Genomic DNA, 13105 nt, shown 5'->3' on the forward strand with positions numbered 1-13105 from the left:
CTCAGTTTTTGCGGCCGCCCTTACTGAATGAGGTAGTGAGTATAGGAATCCTATACTGTTGCAAAATTTAAAAAGTCAATTATGGATTACAAAAAAATACAATTCATGGCTTTGCGCAATTATGGCTGGCGATTAACGTATATATTGACAACTGAGAGAGGGTTGTCGGCATGTCAATTTATCAAATAAAGGTTAATAGATGAGTACTGCTGTTTTAAGTCGTAATGAAGATTCTTGTGTTTACATTAGCGCTAAAGAGGCATCTATGCGGTTGGGTGTTTCTCAGAACACACTGAGGCACTGGCGGTATACGGGGCTACGTGATGATCTGTTGCCGTATAAATCGCGTATTGATCGCCGAGTTGTTTACAAAGAAGATGACGTAGAGAACTTCAAGAAGCACTATTTGTTCCAGTAATTTTTTGTTCACTGCCCGCTGGGCAGCTTAGTTCTCTTCCCCCCTTGGGAAGCTTGGCTCACTGTTTGAGCTCAAACTCGCACTACCCCGCCCCTGAGCTTGTGCTACACAACTGTTTCGGCAGATAGAGGTAGCACAATGACACTCGCCCCATCAGAGCTGAACGAACACGCTCGACAAGAGATCCAGGCTTACTCACGTGGCGAACAGTCTGCTGAAGCTACTGGATACAATCTCAGGAACCGCAAGCTGACACTGCCAGGCGAACCCAACCGGCGAGCTGGTGACGTGATACCTGAACCTTCAGACGAGGTCGTTCAGGCAGAGCTCAAGGCGCTGGATGAGCACAGAGAAAGGTATGGTCTTCCGCGTCCAGGCTTGGACTGAATAGCTGCGGTCAGCTGGGAAAAGATTCCAGGAGCTGCTGAAAATCAGGTCGAAAGTTTCCAAAAAGTTTCCAAGCAGCTTGGCGGCGCGATGAGAAAAAAATTTTTCGCCGTAACTTACTGATTTTGATGGAGAAATTTGGTGCCCGGAGCCGGGGTCGAACCGGCACGGATTGCAATCCGAGGGATTTTAAGTCCCTTGCGTCTACCAATTTCGCCATCCGGGCGAAAGTAAAGATGGAGGCCGAGGTCGGAATCGAACCGGCGTACACGGATTTGCAATCCGCTGCATGACCACTCTGCCACCCGGCCTCTAAAGGGCGACTACTCTGTTGTGGATGACGTCAACAGAATATAAAACTGGAGCGGGAAACGAGACTCGAACTCGCGACCCCGACCTTGGCAAGGTCGTGCTCTACCAACTGAGCTATTCCCGCGTAAAACTAGTATTACCTGACCCTAAGGTCGAGCTCTACTTAATAGAGCTTTTCTTGCTTGAGCCGAGCGACACTTGAATGCGCCGTATTGAGCGGTCATCGCATCGGACGGCGCTCATTCTATCCTTCTGCGCCGACCTGTCAAGTCATTGATTCAAAAAAACTTATTTGGCGGAATTTTGATCACTGTCGGGACGCAGGTGCGGCCAGGCGGCAATCAGGTAGACCACCATGGACCAGAGCGTCAGCACGGCAGACAAGGCCAACAGTACATAGCCCAGCATCACCCACAACGTGAACTCAGGCGGGTTGGCGAGCAGGACCACCAGTGCCACCATCTGCAGCGCGGTTTTGTATTTGCCGAGCTGCGATACGGCGACCTGGGCTCGTGCGCCCATCTCGGCCATCCACTCGCGCAGTGCGGAGATGACGATTTCGCGACCGATGATGATGGCGGCTGGCGCGGTGATCCAGAAGTTGGCGTGATGCTGTACCAGCAGCACCAGCGCAATCACCACCATCAGCTTGTCGGCTACCGGGTCGAGAAAGGCGCCAAAAGGTGTGCTCTGCTGCAGCTTGCGGGCCAGGTACCCGTCGAGCCAGTCGGTCACGCTTGCCAGCGTGAACACCACCGCAGCCGCCATGTAGCTCCAGTGGAACGGCATGTAGAACAGCAGGATGAAAATCGGAATCAGGGCAACCCGGATGAGGGTCAGGATATTTGGGATGTTCATGGTCTCGGCCATTGTTAGCAACAGAGCATTCTAATCGCTATGCAGGGCGGCATAAATCTGTTCTGCAAGTTTTTTACTGATACCCGGTGCTTTGGCGATTTCTGCGGCGCTGGCCCGCTTCAGCTCCTGCAGGCCACCAAAATGGCGCAGCAGTTCACGGCGGCGCTTGGGTCCAACACCGGCAATGCCCTCGAGGCTGGAACTGGTGCGTGCCTTGCCGCGCCGTTGGCGATGTCCGGTGATGGCAAAGCGGTGCGCTTCATCACGTATATGCTGGATCAAATGCAAGGCAGGCGAATGGCCGGGCAGCACCAGCTCATTGTGCGGGTCGTTGAGGTACAGGGTTTCCATGCCAGCCTTGCGGGTGACGCCCTTGGCTACGCCTAGCAGCGTCAGGTCATGAATGGCCAGCTCCTGCAGAACCTCGATCGCCATGTTCATCTGGCCTTTGCCGCCGTCAACCAAGAGTACATCGGGCATCTTGCCCTCCCCCTCTTTCAGACGGCTGAAGCGGCGGTGCAGTGCCTGACGCATGGCGGCGTAATCGTCGCCGGCCGTAACGCCCTCGATGTTGAAGCGGCGATAGTCGCTTTTCAGCGGCCCTTCCGGCCCAAACACCACGCAGGAGGCGACGGTCGCTTCACCACTGGAGTGACTGATGTCGTAGCACTCCAGGCGAGTGGGCAGCTCGTCCAGCTGCAATGCCTGCTGCAACGCCTCGAAGCGCTGATGAACATGTTGACGATTGCTCAACAGGCTGGTCAGAGACTGCTCGGCGTTACCCGCAGCCAGGTCAAGCCAGCGTTTTCGGTTGCCGCGCACTCGGCTGGTAATGCTGAGGTTGTACCCGCGCGCTTGAGCAAGGGCTTCGGCGATGACGGCGAAATCGGGGTGCTCGGCATTGACGATCAGCTCGGGGGGCAGCTCGCGTTCGGCGGTACCCAGATAGTATTGCGGCAGGAAGGCTGCCAGTACCTCGCCGGGCTGTTGCTCAATGGGCACTCGGGGAAAGTGGTTTTTGCTGCCTAGCACCCTGCCATTGCGGACCATGACGACATGCACACAGGCGCCGCCGGGCGCCACCGCCGCGGCGATGATATCCACGTTGCCCTGCTCGGTGTCCATGCTTTGCTGGTCCTGCACCCGTCGCAGCAGGGCAATCTGGTCGCGTAACTCGGCGGCCCGTTCAAAGTCCAGGTTCATGGACGCCTGTTCCATGGCGCTGGTCAGCTCCGTGTTCAGGGCGTTGCTGCGCCCTTCCAGAAACATGACCGAATGGCGCACGTCTTCCGCATACTCGTCGGCGTCTACCAGGCCGACACAGGGAGCCTTGCAGCGCTTGATCTGGTACTGCAGGCAAGGCCGGGTGCGGTTACGGTAATAGCTGTCTTCACACTGGCGCACCAGAAAGGTCTTTTGCAGCAGGCTGAGGCTTTCGCGAATCGCACCGGCACTTGGATAGGGGCCGAAGTAGCGCCCCTTGGCGCGCTTGGTTCCGCGGTGTAAACCCAGGCGCGGAAAGTCGTCATTACTGGACAAAAATACGTAGGGGTACGATTTGTCGTCGCGCAGCAGGATGTTATACGGCGGCCGGTTGGCCTTGATCAGACTTTGTTCCAGCAGCAGCGCCTCGGTCTCGTTGGCGGTGATGGTGGTGTCAATCTGCTGGATGCGGCTGACCAGCGCCTCGGTCTTGGGGCTCAGGCCGGTTTTGCGGAAGTAGCTGGACAGGCGCTTTTTTAGGTTGCTTGCCTTGCCGACGTACAGCAAGGCACCGTCGGCATCGAACATGCGATAGACCCCGGGCTTGCTGCTGGCCGAGGCGAGAAAGGCTTTGCTGTCCAGGGGCGTTGACTGACTCACTGCTGGCTGGCGTCGACCATGCCGTGCCGTACCGCCAGCAAGGTCAGCTCGACATCACTGGTGATGCCCAGTTTCTCGAAAATGCGGTAGCGATAGGTGTTGACGGTTTTCGGGCTGAGACACAACTTATCGGAGATGCTCTGCACTTTTTCGCAACCGACGATCATCAAAGCGATCTGGATTTCGCGCTCGGAAAGGCAGTCGAACGGCGAGTCGCCGCCTGGGTTGAAACGTTTCAGTGCCAGCTGTTGGGCGACGTTGGGGCTGATGTAGCGTTGTCCGGCGTGAACCTGGCGAATGGCTGACACCATTTCATCAAGAGCAGCACCCTTGGTGACGTAACCCGCAGCGCCGGCTTGCATCAGGCGGGTGGGGAACGGCTCTTCATCACAGACCGTGACGGCGATGACCTTGAGGTTGCGATCATGCTGGACCAGTTTGCGGGTGGCCTCCAGACCGCCAATGCCGGGCATGCGCACGTCCATCAGGACGACGTCAGGCTTGAGCTCGCGCGCCCGGGTCACGGCGTTTTCACCGCAATCGGCCTCGCCCACCACGGACAGGCCAGGGACATCGCCCAGCATACGACTGATGCCCATGCGAACCAGGTCATGGTCATCAACCACCAGCACTTTGATCAAGCACTACCCCTTGAACACACCGAACATTGTTATTCCTCCCCAACGGGAGGCGGCATCCCAGCACGCTGCCTTTCTTCTATACTCAAATCGGCCCGGTCAATTGCTCAACGTGCCGTTTGCGTCACAATACCAAAACGGCCTGCCAGATGAAATGACTTGTCTGTGCCTGACGCGCCAACTCGTTGGCCGACCGGGGGCGACATAGGTCGAATAGTGGGTTATGTGGTTGCGGCAGACAATCCCCGGAAAACAACAGCTGTAGCGCCATGAACAAAGACGACAAATTCGCCGAGGCGGGCAAAACCGCCGTGATGCAGAACGTTCAGGGGCTGATCGGCTTCCTGCAGAGCTACCCGCCTTTCAACCTGATGGAACCCGCGCACCTCGCCTGGCTGGTTGAGCAGGCTCAGCTGCGCTTCTTTGCCGCGGGCGAGCCCATCCTGCAGCCGCAGGATGGCCCGGTTCAGCGCTTTTTTATCGTCAAGCAAGGGCTGATTCGCGGCGAGCGGGTGGTCGCCGATGCCGACCGGCCGGATACCACGTTCGAGATTGGCACCGGAGAGTGCTTTCCGCTGGCTGCCCTGCTGGGCGAGCGTGCTACCCGCACCCTGCACCGCGCAGCGCAGGACAGCTTCTGCCTGACCATTGAGCGCGACGCCTTTGTCACCCTGTTCAGCCGGTCCCTGCCGTTTCGTGATTTTGCCTTGCGCGGGGTCAGCAGCCTGCTGGACCAGGTCAATCAGCAGGCGCAAAAGCAGGCCAGCGAGACCCTCGGTGCCCATTACTCGCTGGATGCCAGGCTCGACGAGCTGGTTGGCCACTCGCCCGTGCACTGCCTTCCGGACACCCCGATACGCAGCGCCGTGCGGCAGATGCATGAGGCGAGTATCGGCAGTATTGTGATCACCGATGAGGCGCTGGCGCCGCTGGGTATCTTTACCCTGCGTGACCTGCGGGCGTTGATTGCCAGCGACGAGGTTGATCTGACCCGTCCGCTCAGCAGCGTGATGACGCCGGACCCCGCCGCCCTGCCCTCCAGCGCCAGCGCCTTTGATGCGGCCATCGCCATGACGCGGCGCCATATCGCCCATATTTGTCTGGTCGATGATGGTCGCCTGACGGGCGTGGTGTCGGAGCGAGATCTGTTTTCCCTGCAGCGGGTAAACCTGGTGCACCTGGCACGCACCCTGCGGCAGGCCGAGAGCGTGGAGCGCCTGGCTGCGCTGCGCAGCCACATTCATCAACTGGTCGACAGCATGCTGGCCCACGGTGCATCGTCCGGGCAGATCACTCGTATCATTACCCTGTTCAATGATCATACGGTGTGCCGCGTGATCGAGTTATCTATTGCCGAGCACGGTGATCCGGGCGTGCCCTTCAGTTGGCTGTGTTTTGGTAGCGAAGGGCGCCAGGAGCAGACGCTGCACACGGACCAGGACAACGGCATGATGTTCTCTGCCGCCTCCCCCGAGCAAGCCGAGGAGCGACGCACCCTGCTGCTGCCGCTGGCCGACAAGATCAACCAGGCGTTGGCGCAATGTGGTTTTACCCTGTGCAAGGGCAATATCATGGCCAGCAACCCGGAGCTATGCCTGTCGGCAAGAGAATGGCAGGCGCGCTTTGACCGCATCATTGCCAGCACGACGCCCGCCAACCTGCTCAAGTCAGCAATCTACTTTGACTTTCGGGTGGTCTGGGGCGACCGGCGGGCAGCCGACCAGGTGTTCTCGGGCGTGCTGCGCAAGATCGGCAGCAATACGCTGTTTCAGCAGCAGATGGCGCAGAATGCGCTGCAGCATCGCCCGCCGATTGGCCGGCTGCGCGATTTTGTGGTTGCGCGCAGTGGCGCTGAAAAGGACACGCTGGATATCAAGGTACAAGGTCTGGGGCCCTTCGTTGATGGTGCCCGACTGCTCGCCTTGGCCAATGGCATCGCCGTGAGCAATACGCTGGAGCGCTTGCAGCAGTTGCGTCAACGCGGTGTGCTTGATCCGTTGGATGCCGACGCCTATATCGAGGGCTATCAGTTCATCCAGTTGGTACGCATGCAGCAGCATCAGCAGCAGGAGCGTGAGCAGCGCCCCTTCAGCAATCGACTGGACCCGGATAGCCTGAACCAGCTGGATCGGCGCATCCTGCGCGAGTCCTTTCGCCAGGCCAAGCGTCTGCAGGGTAGTCTGGCACTGAGGTACAACCTGTGAACCCGTTGAGCTGGCTGGGCACCCGGCGTCAGGCGATGGACAGCGAGCAGCAGGCTCGCCTGGCGCGCTTACCGACGCCCCAGGCGCTGGATGACACCTTGCTGGAGCGCTGTCGTCTCGTCGTGGTGGACCTGGAAACCAGCGGCCTCAACGTCAATCGCGACCGGATCCTGTCCGTGGGTGCCGTGGTGGTTGAGAACGGCAGCATTGATCTGGGCAGCCAGTATGAGTGCACGTTGTTCCAGGAAAATCACCGAGTGACCGAGTCGGTGCTGATCCACGGTATCGCGCCGAGTGAGGTTGCCCGCGGCGTAGCACCGGCTGATGCGCTACTGGACTTCATGGCCTTTGCCGACAATGGCGTGTTTGTTGCCTTCCATGCGGCCTTTGATCAGCGCATGTTGCAGCGCGGGCTGCGGCAGACGCTGAACACCCGTTTACGGCATGTCTTCCTTGACGTGGCGGAGTTGGCTCCGATGCTGTACCCGGAGGTAACTGGCAGGAAAACGCTGGATGACTGGCAAGATTATTTTCAGCTGCGCAACAGCCAACGCCATCACGCAGCCGCCGATGCCTTGGCGACGGCGGAGATCCTGCTGATTCTGCTTAGCCGAGCTCGCGCCCAGGGCATCGCGACCTTGGCGGAGCTGAACAGCCGTCTGCGGCATTGGCGACGTCTGCGCCAGGCGAGGATCGGCAGTCTGTAGTTGAGCTCAAAATCGCCGGAGATTAGAGCTTTTGCTCTATTTTTGTTGGTTTATTTCCCCAAACTGTACTGGATGATCGGCGCAGATGCTGTTAGCTTGCGCTCTCGTTTCATCATGGTCGAGTCATTGCCTCTTTTTGTATCAAACTGCGGCGCTGATCAAGTCCGACCTCCCTGACAGCTTCAGTGCAACCTATTCCATGAAGCGACTGTCGACTGCATGAGACGTTTTCCCAAGACAGACACCCCGGAGCATTCCATGAACAGACACGCCTGGCTGAAGTCATCCGTTGCCTTGGCCGTCACCCTCGCCGCTTCTGGCGTCAACGCCAACGGCCTAAGCATCAACGAGCAAAGCGCTAGCGGTATGGGGACTGGATTTGCAGGACGCTCATCCTCCGCCGAGGACGCCAGCACCTTGTTTGGCAACCCCGCCGGTATGTCCAGGCTGGACAGAACTGAAATTAGCGGTGGTTTTGCCACCATCTTCGCTTCCACCGACATCGACAATGCGCAAGGTGCTATCCCCGGTAGCAACGACGGTGACATGGTGCCGAACGCGGTAGTACCTTTTGGCTACCTCGTGACGCCGCTGAACGATCGCTGGCACGCCGGCATCGGCATGTATGCGCCCTTTGGTGTGATCAGCGATTATGAAGACGCGTTTCAAGGCCGTGCGCACGGCCTATACAGCAAGGTACAGGTTGTCACGCTGCAGCCTACCCTGAGCTACCAGATCAACGACCGCGTGTCGGTCGGGTTTGGCCCCACCATCAACCGCATCAGCGGCAAGCTGACCAGCCAGCCCTTGGCGGCGCTGGGCAGTAACGCCGAGGTCAATATCAAGGGCGATGACACCGGCTATGGCTTCAATGCCGGTGTGCTGGTGCAGGTCACTGACCAGGTTCGCTGGGGCCTGACCTATCATTCGGCGATCGACTTCGGCCTTGAGGGCCGCACCCGCTTCAGTGGTTTCGGTAGCTTCCCGGGGCTGGACGGCAGCTACGATGCTGCGCTGGACATCACCATGCCCGAATCCGTCGATACCTCGGTGACCTGGGAAATGGATGACCGCTGGACGCTGTATGCCGGTGGCACCTGGACGCGCTGGAGCCGTCTGGATGGTATCGAGGTAGAGAACAGCGGCCTGTTGGCGCCCTATCAGCCGAGCTTTGGCACGGTTGAGGAGGACATGCAGTGGGATGACGTGATCTCCTGGGCGGTTGGTGCGGCCTATCAGCTGAACCCGCAATGGGTGCTGCGTGCAGGCTTTACCGTTGACCCGTCGCCGACCAATGACACCCACCGTACCGTGCGTATCCCGGTATCGGACCGCAAGGTCTTCTCTCTGGGCGCAGGCTGGGATGTTACGCCGGATCTGACACTGGACTTTGCCTACTCTTACCTGCGCGAATCCGAAGGGGAAGTCGGTTATGCCGACTACTCGGCTGACTTCCGCAATTCAGCCCACGGTCTGGCTACCCAGGCAACCTGGCGCTTCTGATCTGGTGCTGCAATAAAAAACGCCCCGCATATGCGGGGCGTTTTTATTTGGGCAGGTGCTTAGTGATCTACTGCTGCACCGGCGCCACGCGGGATACGAATATCCTCAATCAGGTGCTGGATCTTCTCCGGCGGCGCTTTGGTAACGGAAGCTACCAGAATCGCGGCGATGAAGTTGAAGATCATACCCAGGGTGCCAATACCTTCCGGCGAGATACCAAACCACCAGTCATCAGCCGTTGCTGCCGGGTTGATGAACTTGTAGTAGACGATGTAACCGAAGGTGAAGGTCAGGCCCACGACCATCCCGGCGATCGCCCCTTCCTTGTTCATCTTCTTGGAGAAGATCCCCATGACGATGACCGGGAAGAACGAGGCCGCCGCCAAGCCAAAGGCAAAGGCGACCACCTGCGCCACGAAAGCGGGTGGGTAAATCCCGAACAAACCGGCAATGGCAATGGCGACGCCCGCAGCCACCCGCGCCGCCAGCAGCTCCTGTTTCTCGGTGATATTCGGTGCCATGTTGCTCTTCAGCAGGTCATGGGAGACCGATGTCGAGATAACCAGTAGCAAGCCAGCTGCGGTCGACAAGGCGGCAGCCAGGCCACCGGCGGCGATCAAGGCGACTACCCAGCCCGGCAGTTGGGCAATTTCCGGGTTTGCCAGAACCATGATGTCGCGGTCAACGTACAGCTCGGTGGCGGCTGCGGTCGGCTCATTGCTCAGCAGACGTTCGCCATTGGCACCACGCTCATCAGTGAACTTGGGCGCACCGACAAAGGGAGTACCAGGGCCGTACTGGATGACGCCGTCATTGTTCTTGTCCTGCCAAGCGATCAGGCCCGCGTTTTCCCAAGTAGTCAGCCAGGCAGGTACTTCCTGATAGGCGGTGTTGGGCACCGAGGTCAGCAGGTTGGTGCGTGCAAAGGCGGCTACCGCCGGCGCTGTGGTGTACAGAATCGCGATGAACAGCAGCGCATAACCTGCTGATTTACGTGCATCTCGTACAGTCGGCGTGGTGAAGAAGCGAACAATAACGTGCGGCAGACCGGCGGTGCCGACCATCAGGGCCATGGTGATGAAGAACACGTCGATGGTGGACTTGGACCCGTCGGTATAGGCGCCAAAGCCCAGTTCCGCCCCCAACCCGTTCAGTCGTTCCAGCACGGACTGACCTGTGCCTATTACCTCGCTACCAAAGCCCAGTTGCGGAATCGGGTTGCCGGTAATCAGGATGGAGATGTAGATGGCCGGAACCATGTAGGCGAAGATCATCACGCAGTACTGCGCCACCTGGGTGTAGGTGATGCCCTTCATGCCGCCGAGTACGGCGTAGAAGAACACGATGGCCATGCCGATGACCACGCCGGTGTTGATGTCCACTTCCAGGTAACGTGAGAACACGATGCCGACACCGCGCATCTGGCCCGCTACGTAGGTAAAGGAAATGAAGATCACGCAGATCACCGCCACCACCCGGGCAGTCTGTGAGTAGTAACGCTCACCGACAAACTCCGGCACAGTGAACTTGCCGAATTTGCGCAGGTACGGAGCCAGGCACATTGCCAGCAGCACGTAGCCGCCGGTCCAGCCCATCAGATAGACAGAGCCATCGTAGCCGGTGAAGGAGATGATACCGGCCATGGAGATGAAGGATGCGGCAGACATCCAGTCAGCACCAGTGGCCATGCCGTTGGCGATCGGGTGAACGCCTTTGCTGGCCACGTAATACTCGCTGGTGCTACCAGCTCGCGACCAGATGGCGATACCGATGTACAGGGCAAACGTCGCCCCGACGAACAGATAGATCAGAGTTTGGGTATCCATCGCTGGACTCCTGTTCTTATTCTTCGTGGAAGTCGTATTTGCGATCGAGCTGATTCATCTTCCAGACGTACACGAAGATGAGCACCACGAAGGCATAGATGGAGCCCTGCTGGGCGAACCAGAACCCCAACGGGAATCCGAAGAAGGTGATGGCATTGAGTTGGTCGACAAACAGCACACCGGCACCGAATGAGACCACAAACCAGACGACCAGCAGCATCATCATGAGTTTGAGGTTTTCACGCCAGTAGCCGCGCGCCGCCTCTTCTTTTGACATGGACATTAGCGTCTCCATTGTTGTTGTTATTACGCTGATAACGGTAGCACCGCGAATGGGGGCTGAAGAGTAAGACTTTGGTAGAACGCGGCGCTTGTACTGTCGTTCAATGCCTTTAAATAACATCAATAAATAAAAGTAAGATTTTGTTTTTTATGCTTTTTTATCGCGATGGCAGGTTTGCTCTGACGGCTCATTAGACTAAGGACGTACACCGCTTTGCAGCAGGCCATAGTGGCGTGAAGAAAACGCCAGGCCCATGATTTAGCCAGCAGGTGTACACCGCAACGGCATAGTCACAAGCAACGCCACCTTGACGTTGACTCCCTCCCCCCTTGAATGACCTGGGAGCCGCAGTTGTGCGCAGCATTTTGCTGATACCGTGCTATTTGCAAGATGGATTAGGAGCTGCCGGCAAACCGAGCCAGGTGGCTTGCAGGCCACGCGGTGCCACTGCTGCGCTGTAATGTTACAGAAGCTGGTCGTTTGGCAGGCCGGACAAGGCTCAACAATTGGGGCGACACCCTGTTCAAGATGTCGATATGCTGACGGGGATAGTGGGCGAACCATAGCCAAGCCTCACTACAGCCCGCATCGACTTATAACAATGTACTCAGCACGGGGGATGTTCATGAAAGCCAGCATTGGCGCAGCAAGCGGAGTCCAGGGCCACTTGGCCGGCTACGGCTCCAAGGCCTACCGCAATTATGTACTTTTGGCGTTAACCCTCATCTACATCCTGAATTTCGTCGACCGCGCGCTGCTCGCGGTGGTCGGCCCCGATCTGGTGCCGGATCTCGGCATTACCGACACACAGTTTGGGCTGCTGACCGGTTTTGGCTTCGCCCTGCTCTACACGGCCGTGGGTATTCCGCTAGCTCGTTTTGCTGATGTCGGCCATCGTGTCTGGATTATGACCGTCTGCGTGGCGCTGTGGTCGCTGATGACCGCAGCCTGCGGTCTGGCGACGGAAGTGACCATTGGTTCGCTAACCATAGGCGCGTTCTGGATTCTGCTGATATGCCGGGTTGGTGTCGGTATTGGCGAGGCGGGCTGTACGCCGCCGGCCAACTCGCTGATCGCGGACTACTTCATTCCGCGGGAACGCTCCCAGGCACTGGGCTTCTACGCCATGGGCGTGACACTCGGCACCATGGTCGCCAACCTGGTTGGCGGCTGGGTTACCGACATGTTCGACTGGCGCACCGCGTTTTTCGTCGTCGGTTTACCGGGCTTGCTGGTTGCCCTTGTCTTCAAATTGACGGTCAAGGAGCCGCCGCGCGGCTACACCGATCCGCCGGAAACCGAGAAAAAGGAACGAGCCAATCTGAGTGAGGCTATCCAGGAGCTGATGGGCAAGCCTGCGTTCTGGCTGATGACAGCGGGTGCCACCATTGCCGCATTTTGTGGCTACGGTATCTCCTCGTTCCAGTCGCTGTTTCTGGTCCGCACTTATGAAATTACTGCCGGTCAGGCGGCTATCTGGATCAACACGCCGGTGGCGCTGTCTGCGGCCATTGGTACCTTCGCTACCGGTTGGCTGGCGACCCGCATTTACCAGAAGCATCCGGGCGCGATCGCCTGGGTACCGGCGGCAGGCCTGGCCTTGTCGGTGCCGTTCTACATCTTCGCGTTCACCACTAACAACTTGCTTTACGCCGCCATCGGCCTGGTTATCGGCGGCTTTGTAAAGTACGGCTATCTGGCAGCGCAATACACCATTGGCCAGGGTGTGGTCAGCATGCGGGTGCGCGCCATGGCCACGGCCGTGATGCTGCTGCTGGTCAACCTGCTTGGCTACGGCTTCGGCCCGCTGTTTATTGGCGCCGTCTCCGACATTTTCTTCAAGTCGGGCATTGCCGAGCTTGGGGTCGCGGCGGGCGAACTGACGCGCAACCAATGCCATCCTGCGGTGGTCGGTCAGTTGAGTGAGAACCTGCAGGAGGTGTGTGGGCAAGTCTATGCGCAAAGCCTGCAGACCTCCATGGTGATCATGGCCTGCCTGTACCTCGCCAGCGCGCTGTGCTTCCTGTTGACCTGGCGCCGCCTCGGCAACGACATGGTGGACAGGCAGGGGGATAAGCCGGTTACGGCTTGAGTGGGGAGAAATCG

General features: G+C 58.5%; 10 protein-coding genes and 3 tRNA genes. 5 read left to right on the plus strand and 8 right to left on the minus strand.

What is annotated here, in order from left to right; genetic code table 11:
• The first annotated feature begins 199 nt into the window (after window positions 1-199).
• Window positions 200-418 carry a MerR family transcriptional regulator gene (locus CNQ84_RS14860; RefSeq protein ID WP_083727840.1) on the plus strand — a complete coding sequence of 73 codons (219 nt, stop codon included), beginning with the start codon at window positions 200-202 and terminating at the stop codon, window positions 416-418.
• Window positions 419-944: 526 nt separating this feature from the next.
• Here the strand turns inward: CNQ84_RS14860 and CNQ84_RS14865 are convergent.
• From CNQ84_RS14865 to gacA, 6 genes are all read right to left on the minus strand, one after another.
• A tRNA-Leu gene (locus CNQ84_RS14865) sits at window positions 945-1031 on the minus strand.
• An 11-nt stretch (window positions 1032-1042) separates the two neighbouring features.
• Window positions 1043-1116: transfer RNA gene (locus CNQ84_RS14870), tRNA-Cys, on the minus strand.
• Between the two features lie 49 nt (window positions 1117-1165).
• Window positions 1166-1241, minus strand: a tRNA-Gly gene (locus tag CNQ84_RS14875).
• A 164-nt stretch (window positions 1242-1405) separates the two neighbouring features.
• Complete coding sequence (gene pgsA, locus CNQ84_RS14880) at window positions 1406-1975, minus strand: CDP-diacylglycerol--glycerol-3-phosphate 3-phosphatidyltransferase (protein ID WP_096005723.1); 570 nt, start codon at window positions 1973-1975, stop codon at window positions 1406-1408.
• A 30-nt stretch (window positions 1976-2005) separates the two neighbouring features.
• A complete protein-coding gene (gene uvrC, locus CNQ84_RS14885) occupies window positions 2006-3820 on the minus strand; it encodes an excinuclease ABC subunit UvrC (RefSeq protein WP_174704266.1) in 1815 nt (604 codons plus the stop codon).
• Window positions 3821-3834: 14 nt separating this feature from the next.
• The gene (gacA, locus tag CNQ84_RS14890; RefSeq protein ID WP_065335747.1) at window positions 3835-4479 is read right to left on the minus strand and encodes a response regulator transcription factor GacA; all 645 of its coding nucleotides are present in this window, start codon (window positions 4477-4479) and stop codon (window positions 3835-3837) included.
• Window positions 4480-4745: 266 nt separating this feature from the next.
• Here gacA and CNQ84_RS14895 point away from each other — a divergent pair, with 266 nt between their 5' ends.
• The 3 genes from CNQ84_RS14895 (at window position 4746) to CNQ84_RS14905 (ending at window position 8890) form a co-directional block, all read left to right on the plus strand.
• On the plus strand, window positions 4746-6680 hold the full coding sequence (locus CNQ84_RS14895) for a putative nucleotidyltransferase substrate binding domain-containing protein (RefSeq protein WP_096005635.1): 1935 nt from the start codon (window positions 4746-4748) through the stop codon (window positions 6678-6680).
• Window positions 6677-7387, plus strand: a complete 711-nt coding sequence (locus CNQ84_RS14900; RefSeq protein WP_245841432.1) for a 3'-5' exonuclease — start codon at window positions 6677-6679, stop codon at window positions 7385-7387. Before CNQ84_RS14895 ends, CNQ84_RS14900 begins: the two co-directional genes overlap by 4 nt.
• A 258-nt stretch (window positions 7388-7645) precedes the next feature.
• Window positions 7646-8890 (plus strand): OmpP1/FadL family transporter, encoded by a 1245-nt coding sequence (locus CNQ84_RS14905; RefSeq protein WP_096005636.1) that lies wholly within the window; start codon window positions 7646-7648, stop codon window positions 8888-8890.
• 59 nt (window positions 8891-8949) lie between these two features.
• Here the strand turns inward: CNQ84_RS14905 and CNQ84_RS14910 are convergent, their stop codons facing one another.
• Window positions 8950-10716 carry a sodium:solute symporter family protein gene (locus tag CNQ84_RS14910; protein WP_096005637.1) on the minus strand — a complete coding sequence of 589 codons (1767 nt, stop codon included), beginning with the start codon at window positions 10714-10716 and terminating at the stop codon, window positions 8950-8952.
• A gap of 16 nt (window positions 10717-10732) precedes the next feature.
• Entirely contained in the window at window positions 10733-10999 is a 267-nt protein-coding gene (locus CNQ84_RS14915) for a DUF4212 domain-containing protein (RefSeq protein ID WP_083727833.1), read from the minus strand.
• Window positions 11000-11624: 625 nt separating this feature from the next.
• Here CNQ84_RS14915 and CNQ84_RS14920 point away from each other — a divergent pair.
• The gene (locus CNQ84_RS14920) at window positions 11625-13091 is read left to right on the plus strand and encodes a spinster family MFS transporter (protein WP_096005725.1); all 1467 of its coding nucleotides are present in this window, start codon (window positions 11625-11627) and stop codon (window positions 13089-13091) included.
• Window positions 13092-13105 lie beyond the last annotated feature (14 nt).

The organism is Pseudomonas abyssi (genome assembly GCF_002307495.1).
Taxonomy (GTDB): Bacteria; Pseudomonadota; Gammaproteobacteria; order Pseudomonadales; family Pseudomonadaceae; genus Halopseudomonas; species Halopseudomonas abyssi.